Annotated in this window: 13 protein-coding genes; 6 read left to right on the forward strand and 7 right to left on the reverse strand. The window is 69.7% G+C overall.

Going from position 1 to position 16,350, the window contains the following annotated elements; translation table 11 throughout:
* Window positions 1-258: 258 nt before the first annotated feature.
* Entirely contained in the window at window positions 259-933 is a 675-nt protein-coding gene (locus Q9Q40_14570) for a hypothetical protein (GenBank protein ID MDQ7008443.1), read from the forward strand.
* A gap of 29 nt (window positions 934-962) precedes the next feature.
* Entirely contained in the window at window positions 963-2,756 is a 1,794-nt protein-coding gene (locus Q9Q40_14575; protein MDQ7008444.1) for a hypothetical protein, read from the forward strand.
* Between the two features lie 10 nt (window positions 2,757-2,766).
* Here the strand turns inward: Q9Q40_14575 and galE are convergent, their stop codons facing one another.
* Window positions 2,767-3,762, reverse strand: coding sequence for a UDP-glucose 4-epimerase GalE (galE, locus tag Q9Q40_14580; protein ID MDQ7008445.1), 996 nt, complete (start codon window positions 3,760-3,762; stop codon window positions 2,767-2,769).
* 142 nt (window positions 3,763-3,904) lie between these two features.
* On the opposite strand from galE, the gene Q9Q40_14585 reads away from it, so the two are divergent.
* Window positions 3,905-4,591: a DedA family protein gene (locus Q9Q40_14585; GenBank protein MDQ7008446.1), complete on the forward strand. Its 687-nt coding sequence runs from the start codon at window positions 3,905-3,907 to the stop codon at window positions 4,589-4,591.
* 19 nt (window positions 4,592-4,610) lie between these two features.
* Window positions 4,611-6,986, forward strand: a complete 2,376-nt coding sequence (locus Q9Q40_14590; protein MDQ7008447.1) for a DUF3536 domain-containing protein — start codon at window positions 4,611-4,613, stop codon at window positions 6,984-6,986.
* Window positions 6,987-6,992: 6 nt separating this feature from the next.
* Here the strand turns inward: Q9Q40_14590 and Q9Q40_14595 are convergent, their stop codons facing one another.
* Window positions 6,993-7,991 (reverse strand): 3'(2'),5'-bisphosphate nucleotidase, encoded by a 999-nt coding sequence (locus Q9Q40_14595; GenBank protein MDQ7008448.1) that lies wholly within the window; start codon window positions 7,989-7,991, stop codon window positions 6,993-6,995.
* A 94-nt stretch (window positions 7,992-8,085) separates the two neighbouring features.
* On the opposite strand from Q9Q40_14595, the gene Q9Q40_14600 reads away from it, so the two are divergent.
* Window positions 8,086-9,885: an SLC13 family permease gene (locus Q9Q40_14600; protein ID MDQ7008449.1), complete on the forward strand. Its 1,800-nt coding sequence runs from the start codon at window positions 8,086-8,088 to the stop codon at window positions 9,883-9,885.
* An 88-nt stretch (window positions 9,886-9,973) separates the two neighbouring features.
* Here Q9Q40_14600 and cysN read toward each other — a convergent pair whose 3' ends face one another.
* Genes cysN through cysC form a run of 3 tightly spaced genes read right to left on the reverse strand, consistent with a single transcriptional unit; the run spans window position 9,974 to window position 13,433 of the window.
* Entirely contained in the window at window positions 9,974-11,896 is a 1,923-nt protein-coding gene (gene cysN, locus Q9Q40_14605; GenBank protein ID MDQ7008450.1) for a sulfate adenylyltransferase subunit CysN, read from the reverse strand.
* Complete coding sequence (gene cysD / locus Q9Q40_14610; protein MDQ7008451.1) at window positions 11,896-12,801, reverse strand: sulfate adenylyltransferase subunit CysD; 906 nt, start codon at window positions 12,799-12,801, stop codon at window positions 11,896-11,898. The genes cysN and cysD overlap by 1 nt, the downstream gene beginning before the upstream one ends.
* Entirely contained in the window at window positions 12,798-13,433 is a 636-nt protein-coding gene (gene cysC, locus Q9Q40_14615; GenBank protein MDQ7008452.1) for an adenylyl-sulfate kinase, read from the reverse strand. Before cysC ends, cysD begins: the two co-directional genes overlap by 4 nt.
* A 121-nt stretch (window positions 13,434-13,554) precedes the next feature.
* Between cysC and Q9Q40_14620 the strand changes: the two genes are divergently transcribed.
* Window positions 13,555-14,601 carry a galactose-1-phosphate uridylyltransferase gene (locus tag Q9Q40_14620; GenBank protein ID MDQ7008453.1) on the forward strand — a complete coding sequence of 349 codons (1,047 nt, stop codon included), beginning with the start codon at window positions 13,555-13,557 and terminating at the stop codon, window positions 14,599-14,601.
* A gap of 24 nt (window positions 14,602-14,625) precedes the next feature.
* Here Q9Q40_14620 and Q9Q40_14625 read toward each other — a convergent pair whose 3' ends face one another.
* A complete protein-coding gene (locus tag Q9Q40_14625) occupies window positions 14,626-15,801 on the reverse strand; it encodes a pyridoxal phosphate-dependent aminotransferase (protein ID MDQ7008454.1) in 1,176 nt (391 codons plus the stop codon).
* Window positions 15,802-15,867: 66 nt separating this feature from the next.
* Window positions 15,868-16,341 (reverse strand): Fur family transcriptional regulator, encoded by a 474-nt coding sequence (locus Q9Q40_14630; protein MDQ7008455.1) that lies wholly within the window; start codon window positions 16,339-16,341, stop codon window positions 15,868-15,870.
* Window positions 16,342-16,350 lie beyond the last annotated feature (9 nt).

Genomic DNA, 16,350 nt, shown 5'->3' on the forward strand with positions numbered 1-16,350 from the left:
AATCTACCCTGAACGAGCGGGCCATGGCGAGCATCTTTCCCCCAGGACGGCACCCCGTCTACCGACCCGCGCCCCGCGTTGCATCCCGCCCCCGGGCGACTGCACCCCGTTGCGACGCCCCTCGATCGGTGAGGTGCGCTCCTTCCAGGTCAGCATACTGAGAACGATAACACAGGATCCCTTTGTTGCGGGCGGGCCTTCATGAACGATGCATTTCAGGCTAGTCTTCATGCCGAAATGACGACAGAGGAGGGCGCCGTGGTGGTTGGCGGAGCGATGGCGGAGAGTTCGTTCGGGCGGGGGGCGCGCTCGACTCTCGCCATCGCTCTGGCGCTCGGTGGCACACTCTGCTTCGCCCTCGCCGCCGAGAGCGACGGGAAGCCCCTCTTCAAGACCGACATGCGGCAACAGGTACGGGTGCGCTGGGTGCACTACCCGGTGCTCTTCCAGCCCAAGATCGAAGACGGCTGCGATGGGCTCGGTCCGGAAATGGTCGAGGTGAGCGAGGACGGGGGTCCGCCCCTGCCCGTGGCGGACCTGAGCCTGACCCGCCTGCCGACGATTCACGCGGTGGTGATCGACATCAGCTCCAGCCGCACCGAGTATCTTCCCGCCGCGGTGGCCGCTGCCAGTCAATACGCGACGAAGATCAGACCCCAGGACGAGATGGCCGTGCTGACCCTCGGCGAGAACCTGAGGATGGTGGAGGGCTTCGCTCCGGCGCGAGAGGTCGCCGCTCGGCTTGCTGCGTGGGGGGAGAAGATCCGCACTTCCGGCCTGACCGCCCTGTGGGACGGACTCGACGACCTGTTGCGCTATCTCGCGCCGCGCCCGGAACGCAAGGTGGTGATCCTGCTCAGCGACGGCTGCGATACTGCGAGCCTGCTGCCGCGGAGTTCGCTGGACGACCCCTCCCAGCTGGCGGCCATCTAGCCGAAACCGAGAACCTGAGCATCTTCTCCGTGGGCCTGGCCGTGCCGCCGCGCTGCGCCGATCGTCAGTCGAGCACCTTCGATCCTCGGGAGGTCCTGGCCTTTCTGTCCAGGGGCAGCGGTGGGGCCTCCTACCTGATCCCCTCGCAGCCCTACCCCAGGGACTGGCACGAGAAGCTCGGCGGCGTCTTCAATCGGATCTTCGAGCACCTGGAGGGGGAGGGATCGATCACCTACCGGCCCGTGCCCTTCGGTGAAGGTCCGAACGACGGGGCCGAGACGAACAGGGCGAGGCGACGCAAGGTTCGGGTTCGGTGGAAGCGGCGGCAACTCAATCGACGCTGTCGGCTCGAGGCCTCCGGCCCTCCCTTTCGCTACGAGGGCGCGGCTCGGCCTTCCAGACAAGACGATCGCCTGAGAGACTTGCTGAACGCAGCCGAGCCAGCACCAACCCTGACGCCACCCTTGCGCCTCGCCCTCCCCTCCCCCTGGACCGCCGCCTGCCGGGAGGGCGACAAGCCACCTGACGATGGACCTTGCCAGGCTGTGGGGAGCACCTACCTGGAGTTGGGCCCGGGCGGCGCGCGGGGCCGCGTTCTGGATCTGATTCACGAACAGGGGCGGCTCTACAAGGAGAGACTCTCGCCAGGGAGGAAGACCTACGACGTCACGATCGAGTGGAAGCCACGCTTCGCCGTGCGCGAGTTTGCGCTGGACCCACCCCCGCTCGAGCGCGTGCAACGCGGCTGGAACAGCCTGGAGCTGGCCCTGCTGCTCGAGACACGATTCGCCAGGCAACCGGCCATCGTTCACGGGTCGACATTCATCCAGCTCCGCTCGCGCCTGGGCCAGGCCTTGATGGCGCGAAGCGACTACCGTCAGTGGGCACGCCGCCGTCTCTACCAGGACAACAGGCGCCGACTGCGCGCGCTGTGGCACGACGTGGACCGCAGGCAGTGGGAGAAGATCGAGCCCTTGCTCGACCTTCAGGCCCGCCAGATCTTGCCCGCAGCACCCCAGCGGGTGCTCGCCGTCTGGCTGGGAGACATCGATGCCGTCGTTCTCGCCCAGCGGCTCCAGGAGCGGGCGATCCGCGCCCTGCTGGCGCCACCCCAGGGCCCGAAAGCCGCGGTGGGAAGAGCCCGCGCCGCCAAGCTGGCCAGCCTGATCCAGCAGAACTGGCAGCGGTGGGCGACGTGGTTTCCCGTGGCCAGCGATCAGCGCGTGGTCGTGCCGCTGATTCCGATCTACGACCCGCGAAGGGACGTCATCGGCTACTACCGCGTGCTCCTCCCCGCGCCCGGCCCACGGGGCGCGGGCTCGGGTCTGCCCCCTCACCGCTGGCCGGACGCGCCTCTGGCTCTGATGCTCGCCAGCAGCCTGACCGGCCGACCTACCGTCGCCGCGGCCCTCGAGGGCAAGGCCATGCTGCTGGGCCTCGGTTGGGCGGACTACAGCCGGCAAGACGCCGTTTTCCTCCGGCGCAAGTGGCAGCTTCGTCAAACGGAGCCAGACGGCGCGAGCTTGCCCGCGTCCCCCATCGGGCAGACCCGCCACGTACTGGCGCTGACCCTCGCGCCCGCGGGGGCAGGCCAGGCTGCCAACGCGAGCCAGGAGGACCTGGTGACCCTGCGGGCCTACTACGCCGAACCCCGGGGCTCGGCTCCGCCCCTGTGCCTCGAACTGCTCCCCGCGGCCCGCGACGCGGTTCTCCCAGCCTGGGCCACACCGCTCCATCGGGCCCTCGGTGCCGAAGGGCTACTGTGCTCCCCGGCCCCCGCCGAGGAGTCGCGCCAGAGCACCGGGCCGCGGGCAAGCGCTTGACGCCTGGCCCTCACGCGCCCTCCCCAAACCCCCGCGGGTGCGCCCGGTGCCAGGCCCAGGCGTCCCGCGCGATCTCCTCGATGGAAGAATGCTCCGGGCGCCAGCCCAGCTCGCGCCGGGCGCGCCCGGTGGCGGCGACCAGCACGGCGGGATCGCCGGCGCGGCGGGGCCCCACCGAGTGGGGCACCTCGCGGCCCGCGGCGCGGGCCACCGCGTCGATCACCTCGCGCACGCTGGTGCCGGCGCCGCCTCCCAGGTTGGCCACCAGGCTCCGCCGGGGATGAGCCTCGAGCCACTCAAGGGCCAGCACGTGGGCGGCGGCCAGGTCGACGACGTGGACGTAGTCCCGCAGGCAGGTGCCGTCGGGGGTGGGCCAGTCGTCGCCGAAAATGGTCAGCGGCCCGCGGGTCCCCTGGGCCGCAGCGAAGGCCAGGGGTAGCAGGTGGGTTTCCGGGGCGTGGTCCTCGCCCAGGGAGCCGTCCGGGGCCGCGCCGGCGGCGTTGAAGTAGCGCAGCGAGACCCAGCCCAGGCCCGCGGCGTCCTGGAAGTGGGCCAGCATCTGCTCGATGGCCACCTTGGTCGCCCCGTAGGGGTTGGTCGGGCGCAGGGGGTGCTCCTCGACGATGGGCACCTGCTCGGGCTCGCCGTAGACCGCCGCCGTCGACGAGAGAACGAAGCGCTCCACCCCCGCCCGGCGGCAGGCGTCGAGCAGCCCCGCCGCCTGGCCCACGTTCTCACGCCAGTAGCGCCCCGGGTCCCGCACCGACTCTCCCACCAGGCTCAGGGCCGACAGGTGCACCACCGCCTCGATGCCCCGGGCCTTCATCGCCGCGGCCACCGCCTCGGTCTCGCCGCAGCGCAGTTCCACCAGGGGCCAACCGCCCAGCGCCCCCCGGTGGCCGGTGGAAAAATCGTCGAGCACCACCACCCCATGCCCCCGTTCTTCGAGGGAGCGGGCCACGAAGCCCCCGATGTATCCCGCGCCGCCACTGACCAGAACCTTCATCGGATCTTCACCTCCGCCCGTTCCCGGGTCTCCCGGGCGCCATCATAGCCCGGGGTCCATGTTGACCGGGACGGGCTTCGCGCGTAGCTTGGGCCCGCCGTGACTGCCACCAGACTTCCGCAGTCGCGGGGCCGAGGTTGATTTGCACACCCTGCTCGCGTTGCTGCCCCTCTCCCCGGCCACCCACGCCTACCTGGCCCTGATGCTCGGGATCTGGGCCGCTTCCCTGGGTGTCCCGGTACCCGAGGAGGTTCCTTTGCTCACCGCGGGTCTGCTGGCGGCAGTCGGTGTGATCGAATTGCGCTGGGCCATCCTGGCCGGCGCCATCGCCTGCTTCACCGGAGACCTCTTCGTCTACATGGTCGGTCGCCGGGTGGGCGACCACCTCAGCGAGCACCGTTTTCTCAGCCGAGTGATCCGCGGCCGCTACGTGCAGCGGGCCCAGGATCTCTACGTGCGCCGCGGACCCTGGACCCTCTTCTTCGCCCGCCTGCTGCCAGGCCTGAAGATGCCGTTCCTCTTCACCGCCGGTGCCCTGCGCATGAGCTGGCGGCGCTTCCTCTTTTTCGACCTGGCCTCGGTGCTCGTGCTCGTCCCGGTGCTGGTGCTCCTGGGCTACCATTCCAGCGCCTCGCTGGCCCAACTCCAGCGCTGGGTGCGGGATGCCGGCCTGCTGGGCGCCGCCCTGGCCGCCCTGGCGGTTGCGGCCGTCGCGGGCGCGTACCTGATCCGACGTCGCCGTCGTCAGCTGGCCGCAGCCCTGCTGCTCGCCCGAGCCGAGGACGCGGCGGACCGGGCCGACGAGCGCTCCACGCGCAAGTCGGCCTGAACACCCGGGAAGCCCGCCGATGCCCTTTCTCGTCGTCCACGCCCACCTCTACCAGCCTCCCCGGGAGAATCCCTGGACCGAAATGATTCACCGCCAACCCTCGGCGACACCCTTCCACGACTGGAACGAGCGGGTTTCCGACGAATGTTACGAGCGCCTGGGCGCCGCGGCGGTGACCGATCCGGGGGGCCGCGTCTACGGCCTGGTCAATCTTTTCGCGCGCCTTTCGTTCAATATCGGCCCCACCCTGGCCCTGTGGCTCGAACGCCAGCGCCCGGGCGTGCTGGCCGACGCCCGGGCCGGCGACGCCCGGGCCGCGGCTCGCGGAGGAGGCGGGGCGGCGATGATGCAGGCCTACTCCCACCCCATCCTTCCCTTGTGCGAGGAGCGCGAGCGGCGGCTGCAACTCGCCTGGGGCCTGGCGGATTTCCGTCGCCGGTTCGGCCGCTCGCCCCGAGGCATCTGGCTGCCGGAAACGGCGGTGGACCCGGCCACCCTCGAAGCCTGCGCCGACATGGGCCTCGAATACACGATCCTGGCTCCCGAGCAGGTACTGCGCATCCGCCCCCTCGATACCCCGGACGGCCCCTGGCAGGACGTCTCCGGTGGCCGGGTGCCGACCCATCGCCCCCTGCGAGTCCGCCTGCCCTCGGGTCGCAGTTTCACGATCTTCGTCTTCAACGGCGCGATCTCCCGCGGGGTGGCCTTCGGCGGTGATCTCAGTTCGGGCCAGGCCCTGCTCGGCCGACTGCGTGACGCCCTCGAGGGGTTGCCCGAGCCCGACGGCATGGTGCTGCTGGCCGCCGACGGCGAGACTTTCGGTCACCATCAGAGGGGCGCCGAGCGCTCCCTGGCCGAGGCGCTGATGCGCTGCCGGGCGGGCGGCCTGGCCCGGGTCGCTCACCTGGGCGAAGTCCTCGACGCCCTCCCTCCGACCCACGAGGCGCGGCTGGCCGCTCCCTCGGCCTGGTCCTGTGCCCACGGCGTGGGGCGCTGGTCCACCGACTGCGGCTGCCGCATGAGTGACCATCCGGAAGGCTGGAGCTGGCAGTGGCGGAGTGTGCTGCGCGCGGCGGTCAACACCCTCCGGGACCGCATCTTCATGCTGATCGACCGCAGGGGCGACGAAGTCCTCGGGGATCCCTGGCAGGCCCTCGAGGACTATGGAGCCGTCCTGGCCCGGCCCCATTCCCGCAATGCCCTCGAGGAGTTGCTCGCCCGGCACCTGCCGGCCGACGCCGACCAGCAGGCTCGACAGCGCGGCGCGAGTCTCCTGGAGCTGGTGCGGCAGACGCTTTTCTCGGCCACCTCCTGCGGCTGGTTCTTCGACGACATCGCGGGCCTCGAGGCGATGCAGGTGCTGCGCCACGCAGCCCGGGCCGCCGAACTGTGCCGCACGGTCTTCGGTGTCGACGTGGAGGAGGCCTTCATCGCCCGACTGCGGGACGCCGAGGTCAACGCCCCCGGCTTCGCCGACGCGGCGGAGGTCTACGCCCGGCAAGTGCTGCCGGCCCGGCACGAGCCCGTGGTGGCCCTGGCCCACCACGGCCTGGTGCACCTCTCCCTGGCCCTGGCCGGCCGCCGCGCCATGGCCCCGGTTTCGCGATCCTTCGGACTGTTCACCGTGGACGACATGGAAACTCCCCGGCCGGGGGATGACGACGGCAAACGCGTCAGCGTCGTCGGGCGGGGTCGTGTCACCCACCTGCGTACCCTCGAACGGTGGGAAGGCCGTTTCGAGACCATCTCCGAGGCGCCGGGGGAGCCGGTCCGGTTGATCATCGACGGGAAACCGTGGGCGCCGGAGTGCACGGCCCTGCGGGAGGAGGCCCTGGCGATCGGCGCCCGGCGCGCCGCGACCCTGTTGCCCGCGGCCAGCGCCGAGGTGCTCCGGCAGGTGGGCTGGGTCGCCCGGGACGCGCGCAGCCTGACCGCGCCCCTGCCGCCACCCATGGCCGAAGCCATCTCGGGAGGCGCTCGGGCCCTGCTCACCGCCCGCCTCGGCTCGGCCTGCCGGCCCCTGGCCGAGGAGATCGAAGCCCTCACCGAGGCCCTGACCGCCGCCCATGGCGCGGGCCTGGAGGCCGGGGACCTGGTGGCCCTGCGCCCGGCTCTCGACCTGCGCCTGGCTCACCTGACCCACGCCACCCTGCTGCGCCGGCGGGAAGATGTCTACGAGCCGCTGGCGAAGCTGATCGGCCTGGCCGGCGACACCGTCGGCGACGACGTCCTCGCCAGCACGCGACGTACGGTAGCCAGCGGCGCCTGGGACGACTGCCGGCCCGCGGCCCTGCGCCTGGCCGCCGCCGCCGGCATGGAGCCCGAGGCGCTGACCCCCGCGGACACGCCGGTGAGACCGATCACCGAAGACGACCTGGGGGACGCCCTGGCCTGATCCCGCTCAGGCGTCGAGCACCCGGACCAGGGTCTCGATCAGGGCGTCGTGGAAGGCGCCGCAGGTGGCCACCACACCCCGGTTGCCGTCCAGGGTGCGGCCCCGGCCGAAATCCAGGGGCCGGCCCGCCACGTCACTGACCCGGCCTCCCGCCTCCTCGACCACCAGCATGCCCGCCGCGTGATCCCAGATGCGCTCCCGGTAGTCCGCACGGGTGGGCAGGCGCAGGTAGATCTCCGCATCTCCCCGCGCGACCGCCGCGTACTTGGCCTGGCTGTCGAGGCGCACGCTCGGGCCGCCGAGGCCCATCGCTCGGGCCACCCGGGCGGCGTGATCGTGGTGGGAGTGGGCCCGTTCGACGCTCTCGCAAAGCCGCGCTTCGGCGGGAACCCTGCAGGAGCTGACCGACACCGGCCGTGGCGGCCCCTCGTCGAAGAGCGGCAGCTCGAAGGCTCCCTCTCCGCGGGAGGCCAGCAGCAGCACGCCCTCGCCCGTGGCGCCGTCGAGCCGGGGACAGGCCAGCGCCCCGAAGACCACCCGGCCGTCCTCGATCAACCCCAGGGCGATGGCGTAATGCCCACCCCTCAGGAAACCCTTGGTGCCGTCGATCGGGTCGAGGGTCCAGAAACGTCCGGGAGATACCGCTCGGCCGTCACCGTGGTCGATCCAGGCCAACACGCGGTCGAGGCCGGTGCCGGCACCCATCTCCCCGGCGACCAGGTCCACCAGGCGCCCGGTCAGGGACGAAGCGGAGGCCTCGCGCAGGGCCCGGGACGATTCCTCGGCCACCACCGCATCGGCCGGAAAGACCTCCGCCAGGGTGGCGCAGATCACCGCCTGGGAGGCGTAGTCCGCCAAGGTGACCGGAGAGCGATCGTCCTTGGCTCGGGCGCCGGTTCGCTCCAGGTCCGCCCCGACCGAGCGGCAGATCCTCGCGGCACGGCGAAGGGCGGCGACCGCATGTCGGGCCGCGGCGGCGCGGGTACGGAAGGGGAGGTTCTCCATCGGGGCATCCTCTCCGAAAAAGGCCCGAGATGCTAACATGCGCTGCGATTGCGGCCCGGGCGGGCGGCGCCGCCAATCCGAGGGTCGACGGGCCGTGGGTTTTGCAGCGTGGATCACCATCGCAGCGATCGTCCTGGTCATCGCCGCCCTGCTGAGCAACCGGGTCTCCCCCGACCTGGCGATGATGGGGGGCCTGATCTTCCTGCTGGTCACCGGCGTGGCTCCGCCCCGGGAGGCGATCTCGGGCTTCGCCGAGCGGGCGGTGATCATGATCGCCGCGATCTACATCGTCGCCTCGGGGCTGACCGAGACCGGCGCCACGGAACTGCTCGTCCGTCGCCTGCTGGGCCAGCCCAAAAGCGACCTGGCCGCCCAGGTGCGGCTGATGGTGCCGGTGGCCGTCATCTCCGCCTTTCTCAACACCACGGCGGTGGTGGCCATGTACATCCCCCTGGTCAGCGGTTGGGCACGGCGGCTGCGGATGGCGCCCAGCCGCCTGTTCATTCCATTGAGCTTCTCGGCGATCCTCGGCGGTACCTGCACCCTGATCGGCACCAGTTCCAACATCACTCTGGCGGGACTCTACCAGGGCTGGCTGGAGACTCACCCGGCGGTCGCCGCCCGTTTCTCCCTCGAAGCGCCCGCTTTCTGGTACGTCGCGGTGGTGGGGGTGCCCTCCACGGTGGCCGGCATCGCCTACCTGCTGCTGGCCTCCCGGAAGCTGATCCCCGAACGCACCCCCATCGAGGAGAGCGTCGGCCGTGGGAGGGAGTACCGGGTGGAAGTCCTGGTGCTGGAGTCGAGCCCGGTGGTGGGGCACACCATCGCCGGCGCGGGGCTGCGGCACCTGCCGGGCCTGTTTCTGGCCCAGATCCAGCGCGCCCGGGAATGGCTCCCCGCCGTCAGCCCGGAAGAGAAGATCCTGGCGGGGGACGTGCTGATCTTCATCGGCGCGGTGGAATCGGTGCGGGACCTGCGGCGGATCCGCGGCCTGGTGCCCGCCACCACCGCCCTGCCGATCCAGAAGCAGGGCCGCCAGGGCACCCTGGCCGAGGCGGTGGTCTCTCCCCTTTCCCCCCTGATCGGACAAACCGTACGGGAGTCCCGCTTTCGCACCCTCTACAACGCCGTGATCCTCGGCGTACACCGGGCGGGACGCTGGGTGCCGGGCAAGATCGGCGACATCCGCCTGCATCCGGGGGACACGCTCTTGCTCGAAACCCACGCGGGCTTCGCCGACGCCTACCGCCATCGTTCGGATTTCTACATGGTCTCGGAGGTCCCCGAGTCCCGCGAACCCCGTCACGACCGGGCCTGGCTGGCGCTGGGCATCCTGGGATTGCTGGTGGGGCTGCTCGCCTTCTCGTCCCTGGACCGCATGGTGGCGGCCCTGGGCTGTGCGGCCCTGATGGTGCTCAGCCGCTGCGTCCCGTGGACCATCGCGCGAAAGAATATTCAGTGGCAGGTGCTGATCGTCATCGCCGCGGCCATCGGCATCGGCCGCACCATGGAGCACACGGGGGTGGCCGCCGCCGCGGCGGCGGCGATCATCGACCTGTTTTCGGGCCTGGGTCCCCACGGTCTGCTGGTAGCGGTCTACCTGGCGACCAGCCTGTTGGCGCAACTCGTATCGAACAACGGGGCCGCCGTCCTGATGTTCCCGGTGGCCATGAGCGTGGCGGCGAGTGCCGACGTCTCGCCCCTGCCCTTCGTGATCTGCCTGATGTCCGCGGCGGCATGTTCATTCATCACACCCATCGCCTACCAGACCAACCTGATGGTCTACGGCCCCGGCGGCTATCGTTTTACGGACTACACCCGGGTGGGCCTTCCGCTGACGCTGATCGTCTGCGCCATCGCCACCGCCATCGCGCCACGGGTCTTTCCCTTCTGATCCCGCCGGGCCCCGTACCCTGAAAACGCCCGGCGCCGCGGCGGGCCGGAAAGCCACCTCCCGGATCCGCAGCGGGAACGGGCGGCGGTCAGCGGCTGAGGACGCCGCGCTGACGGAGAGCGGCGACGATGGCCTCGACGCAGGCCTCCACGTCCTGCCGGTCGGTGGCCAGCACCAGGTCGGGGCCGACGGGGACCTCGTAGGGAGCGCTGACACCGGGGAAATGGCGGATCTCGCCCCGCTCCGCCTTCTCATACAGCCCCTCGGGGGTCCGTGCGCGGCAGACCTCGACAGGCGCGGCCAGGTAGACCTCGATGAAACGCTCACCGCCGACAATCTCCCGGGCCCGACGCCGCTCCTCCTCGTAGGGCGAGAGGAAGGCGCAGATCGAGATCAATCCCGCCTCGTTGAACAGCCGAGCCACCTCCGCGGCCCGGCGATTGTTCTCGGCCCGGTCATCGGCGGAAAAGCCCAGGTCCATGCTGAAGCTCAGGCGGGCGTTCTCGCCGTCCAGGACCTGGCAGGCGCAGCCCTCGTCGAAGAGCCTGCGCTCGAGGGCGTAGGCGATGGTGGTCTTCCCCGAGCCGGTCAATCCCGTCAGCCAGACCGTGGCGGCGCCATGCCCCAGGCGTTGGCGGCGCTCGGCGGAACTGACCTGGCTTTCCTGTTCGCTGAGCAGTTCGCTGGGCGCCGCCGTGGTCCGCCGCGCATCGTCGACGACCAGGTCACTGGCCTCCCGGTCGAGAATCATGCCGGCCGCCACCGTGTTGTGGGTGACCTTGTCGATCACGATGAACGAGCCGGTGGTACGGTTGCGGGCGTAGGGATCGAAGGCCACCGGTCGCGCCAGTTCCACCAGCACGCGCCCGATCTCGTTCAAGCCGAGAGTGTCCGCCTCCACCCGGTGCAGGCTATTGACGTCGATGCGGTAGCGCACCGTGTCGACCACCGCCGGGGTCAAACGCGTGGCGTGCTTGACCAGGTACTGGGCGCCGGGACGCAGGCTTTCCTCGCCCATCCAGACGAGCATCGCCTCGAAACGGCGATCCACCTGGGGAACGTTGCGCGGATGGACCAGCATGTCTCCGCGACTGATGTCGATCTCGTCTTCCAGGGTGACGGTCACCGGCAGGGGCGGAAAACCCTCTTCGAGCGCGCCATCCACCCCCAGCACCTGCCGCACACGGCTGCGGTGCCCCGAAGGCAGCACCATGATTTCGTCCCCCGGCCGCACGATACCGGAGGCGACCGTGCCCATATAGCCCCGAAAACCCGAGTCCGGCCGGGAGACGTACTGCACCGGCAGACGCAGGTCGATCAGGTTGCGATCGGAAGCCACGTGGACGGTCTCGAGGTGTCCCAGCAGCGTCGGCCCCTGGTACCAGGGCATGGCCTCGCTGCGCTCGACCACGTTGTCCCCCACCAACGCGGAAATCGGAATGAAGGTGACGTCGTTGATCTCCAGCCGCGCGGCGAAGTCGCTGAAATCCGCGACGATCCCGTCGAAGACCGGCTCGGAGTAACCCACCAGGTCCATCTTGTTCACCGTCACCACCACGTGGGGAATCCCCAGCAGGGAAGCGATGAAGGCGTGGCGACGGGACTGGGTCAACACCCCGTTGCGGGCATCGACCAGCACGATGGCCAGGTTCGCCGTGGAGGCGCCGGTGGCCATGTTGCGGGTGTATTGCTCATGACCCGGGGTGTCGGCGATGATGAACTTGCGCCGGGGTGTGGAGAAATAGCGATAGGCCACATCGATGGTGATGCCCTGCTCCCGCTCCGCTTTCAGGCCATCGGTGACCAGGGCCAGATCGAGGCTCTGCCGGGTCGAGCCGGCGCGTCCCGAGGCCCGCTCCACCGCGGCGAGCTGGTCTTCGTAGATCCCCTTCGACTCGTAGAGCAGGCGGCCGATCAGGGTGCTCTTGCCGTCGTCGACGCTGCCGGCCGTCACCAGCCGCAGCAGATCCTTGCGCTCGTCCTGAGCCAGCAGTTCCGGCTTGCCGCCCATCAGAAGTAGCCTTCTTTCTTCTTCTCTTCCATCGAGCCTTCCCGGTCCTGGTCCACGGCTCGGTTCTCGCGCTCGCTCTTCCGCGCCAGCATGGTTTCCTCGATGATCTGCTCGAGGGTGGTGGCGTCGGATTCGACGGCTCCCGTGCAGAGCTGGCAGCCGAGGGTCCGGAAACGCACCATCGCGGTCTCGACTTTTTCGCCCGGCAAGGGCTGGATCAGCTCACCGGCCAGCAGAAGCATGCCGTCGCGGCGGACCACCGGGCGGGCTTTGGCGAAGTAGAGCGGTGGAATCGGGATCTGCTCGGCGTAGATGTAATGCCAGACATCCAGCTCCGTCCAGTTGGACAGGGGGAAGACCCGGAAGGATTCGTCCTTGCCGTGGCGGGTGTTGTAGAGGTTCCACAGCTCCGGGCGCTGATTCTTCGGATCCCACTGCTGAAACTTGTCCCGGAAGGAAAGCACCCGCTCCTTGGCCCGGGACTTTTCCTCGTCCCGCCGCGCCCCGCCGAAGGCGGCGTCATAGCCGCCCTCCTGGAGCGCCCGGACCAGGGCCTGGGTCTTGAGCAGGTCGGCGCAGAGCGTGCAATCCCATTTCTCCGGCGGCCCGATCCGGGCCAGCGCCTCGTGGTTGGTCTTGACGATCAGCCTGGCGCCGATCTCACGGCAGAAGCGGTCGCGAAACTCGATCATCTCGCGGAACTTGAAGGTCGTGTCGATATGGAGCAGCGGAAAGGGGATCGGCCCCGGCGCGAAGGCCTTCTGGGCCAGCCGCACCAGCACCGACGAGTCCTTACCCACCGAGTAGAGCATCACCGGGTTCTCGCACTCGGCGACCACCTCGCGCATGATGTGAATGCTCTCGGCCTCGAGCTGCCGGAGATGAGAGAGATTGTAGGAAGTCACCGTACCTCCTCGCCGGCCGGTGGCGCCTCGAGCAGGCCGCGGCGGCTCAACTCACGAACGATCTCCCGCGCCCCCTGCTCGACACTCTGCTCGGCGCTGTGCAGGACCAGGTCGGGAGATTCCGGCGCCTCGTAGGGCGCGTCGATACCCGTGAAACCGGCGATTTCCCCCGCCCGGGCCCGCCGGTAGAGCCCCTTGGGGTCCCGCTCTTCGCAGGTGGCCAGGTCCGCATCGACGAAGACCTCCAGAAAACGCCCCGCCCCCGCCGCCTGGCGGGCCCGCCGTCGATCCCGGGCATAGGGCGAGATGAGGGAGACCAGGGCGATCAGCCCCGCGTCGGCAAAGAGCGCGGCGACTTCTCCGACCCGGCGGATGTTCTCTTGGCGATCTTTCGGCTCGAAACCCAGGTCGCCATTGAGTCCGTGACGCAGGTTGTCGCCATCGAGCACGTAGGCCGCGTGGCCCGCCTCGATCAGCATCTTCTCGGTGGCCCGGGCGATGGTGCTCTTCCCCGAACCCGACAGCCCGGTCAGCCAGACCACGCAGCCCTTCTGGCCGAGCAGGCGCCGGCGGGCCCCCGGCTCGATGGCCTCGGGATGCCAGGTCAGGTTGCGGGATTCGGGCTCGTTCACCGGCGGCTCCATTCGGGGGGGAACGATAGCCGCTGGCACGAGGGGCGGCAATCCCCGCATCCCCCTCCGGAGCGGCGGAAAGGGGGAGACCGGCCGCTCGATCGGGGCTATGCTTCGGCCCATGAGCGAACTGAGACACGATCCGATCAACCGGCGCTGGGTCGCCGTGGCCCTCGAGCGTTCCCGGAGGCCGGGTGACTTCGATTTCGCGCCCCCGGTGCCCGAGACGGACGAGCCGCCCTGCGACTTCTGCCCCGGCCACGAATCGTCCACCCCCCCCGAGCTGCATGCCCTGCGGGACAGCGGCGAGCCCAATGGCCCCGGCTGGATGGTCCGCGTGGTTCCGAACCGGACGCCGGTCCTCGCCATCGAGGGAGACCTCGATCGCAAGGCCGTGGGCCTCTACGACCGCATGCGGGGCGTGGGAGCCCACGAAATCGTGATCGAAACCCCGGACCACCGGCTGCGGCCGGCGGAAACGCCGCGCCTGCAGCTCGCCGCCGCCCTCGCCGCCAGCCGTCTTCGCATGGCCGACCTGATGAACGACGGCCGCTTCAAATACGCGCTGCTCTTCCGCAACTACGGTGTCGCCGCGGGAGCCACGGTCCATCACCCCAACCAGCAGATCGTGGCCACGCCGGTCACGCCCCTGCGGGTCAGTCGCCAGCTCAGCTCGGCCCGCAGCTACTACCACATCAAAGAGCGCTGCCTGTTCTGCGACATCATCGACCAGGAGCTGGCCGACGGCGCGCGGTTGGTGCAAGTGGACGAGGCTTTCGTCACTTTCGCACCCTACGCCTCCCGTTTTCCCTACGAACTACACGTCTATCCCCGCCGGCACCAGTACCAGTTCGTCCATGCCGACGAGGCGACCCTCGAGGCCCTCTCGGCCCACCTCCAGCAGGTCTTCCGACGCCTCGACGTGGTGCTCGGCAATCCGCCGCTGAACTGGATGCTGATCAACGCACCCAACACCCGGGCGGCGGCTCCCCGGGCGGGATTCTGGGTGACCCTGGCGCACGACTTCCACTGGCACCTGGAGATCCTGCCCCGGCTGACCCCCCTGGCGGGATTCGAATGGGGTACGGGGCTCTACATCAACCCCACCGCACCGGAAGACGCCGCCGCCTTCCTGCGCGACGCGCTGGATCGCGATCACTCCGCCTGACGCCGCAGAACCGTACCGGTCCTCTCAGGCCCCGGCGCGCAGGGCCTTCCCGAAGCCGGGGAGGGAGCGCTCGATGGTTTCCCGGGGCACCGTGAGGGCCAGGCGCATGTGTCCGCCTCTCCCGAAGCCGGAGCCGGGAACGGCCAGGATCCCCTCCTCCTGGAGGCGCCGCACGAAAGCCACGTCGTCGGGATCGGGAGTCCGCGGAAAGAGGTAGAAGGCCCCGGAGGGTCGCACACAGTGGTAGCCCATCCGGGTCAGCCCCTCCCACAGGAGGTCCCGTTTTTCCTGGTAGGGACCGATCTCCACCGTGTCGTCGAGACCCACTTCCCCCACCACTCGCTGCCAAAGGGCCGGGGCGTTGACGAACCCCAGGGTCCGCTGGGTAAAGCAGCAGGCGTCGAAGAGCTGACGGGCAGCGGGGATGCGCGGGGAAATCGCCAGGTAGCCGATGCGCTCACCGGGAATCGCCAGCGCCTTGGACCAGGACGTGGCGATCACGCAGCGCTCGATGCAGGCCGGCACCTCCGGCGCCTCGAGTCCGTCGAAGGTCAGCGCCTTGTAGGGCTCGTCGCTGATCACCACCACGTCGGGAGCGCGGCGGCGAAGCATGGCGTCGAGGGCCGCAAGGCTCTCGGCGCTGTAGATCACACCGGTGGGATTGTTCGGGGAATTGAGCAGGATGGCCTTGGTGCGCGCCGTGAGGGCGGCCTCGATGGCCGGAATGTCGAGCTGGAAATCCTCGTCGGTTTCCACCAGCACCACCCGCCCCCCGTGGTTGGCCACGTAAAAACCATATTCGACGAAGTAGGGAGCGAGCAGAATCACCTCGTCCCCAGGGTCGAGCAGGGCCTTGAGCACCGTATTGAGCGCTCCTCCCGCACCGACGGTCATCAGCACGTGGTGCTCGTCGTAGTCGAGACCGGTCTTCCGGCTGAGCTGTTCGGCCAGCCTCGCGCGCACAGCTGGGAATCCCGCGTTGGGCATGTAGGCGTGCTGCCCGGGCGCGGCACCGTCGAGCACCCGGCCCAGGGCCCGCTGGACCACCGGGGGCGGCTCCACCTCGGGATTGCCCAGGGTGAAGTCGAAGACCTTGTCGGCGCCAAGCTCTTTTTTCAGCCGCGCGCCTTCTTCGAACATCCGGCGGATCCACGACGCCCGTTCCAGCCGGGTGGTCACAGCCCGGGATACACAAGACATGTTTCTTTCTCCGTTTCCGTGACGTCCTCGTCGGTATGCGATCGACTTTTTCCAGGATGGAAACGCTCAGGCCTCTTCCGCGCTCTGCCGGCGGCTGCACTCGGGGCACAGCCCCCCGGCCTCGAGCCGGTAGAAAGCGATGGCATAACCGGTGGCCTCCCGGAGCCGATCGACGCAGCGCTCCATGATGGCCCCTCCCGGCTCGAGCACGGCGCCGCAAGCCGTGCAGATCACGTGGGCGTGCTGACCGCCGGAGCGAATCTCGTAGAAGTGCCGATCGCCCCGCATGTGCAGCAGGTCGAGCTCGTCCACCAGGCCCAGCTCCTTGAGCAGTCCAAGGGTCCGGTAGACCGTCGCCCGGTGCACGCTGGGGTCCAGCCGACGCGCCCGAACGGTGATTTCTTCCACGTCCAGGTGGTCCTCGGCCGTCTCCAGCACGCGAGCGATGGCCCGCCTGGGGGAGGTCACACGCACGCCATGGGCCCTCATGCGGTCGACCAGAATCGACCCTCCGGATGACGACGGCTGGCGCTGGCTCATCACCATTCT

The organism is Acidobacteriota bacterium (assembly GCA_030949985.1).
GTDB lineage: Bacteria > Acidobacteriota > Polarisedimenticolia > J045 > J045 > JALTMS01.

Coding starts and splice junctions, on each gene's coding strand:
- galE (MDQ7008445.1), bottom strand. CDS start 3,762: ATGAAGGTTCTGGTCAGTGGCGGCGCGGGATACATCGGGGGCTTCGTG.
- Q9Q40_14590 (MDQ7008447.1), top strand. CDS start 4,611: ATGCCCTTTCTCGTCGTCCACGCCCACCTCTACCAGCCTCCCCGGGAG.
- Q9Q40_14595 (MDQ7008448.1), bottom strand. CDS start 7,991: ATGGAGAACCTCCCCTTCCGTACCCGCGCCGCCGCGGCCCGACATGCG.
- cysN (MDQ7008450.1), bottom strand. CDS start 11,896: ATGGGCGGCAAGCCGGAACTGCTGGCTCAGGACGAGCGCAAGGATCTG.
- Q9Q40_14620 (MDQ7008453.1), top strand. CDS start 13,555: ATGAGCGAACTGAGACACGATCCGATCAACCGGCGCTGGGTCGCCGTG.
- Q9Q40_14625 (MDQ7008454.1), bottom strand. CDS start 15,801: ATGTCTTGTGTATCCCGGGCTGTGACCACCCGGCTGGAACGGGCGTCG.
- Q9Q40_14630 (MDQ7008455.1), bottom strand. CDS start 16,341: ATGAGCCAGCGCCAGCCGTCGTCATCCGGAGGGTCGATTCTGGTCGAC.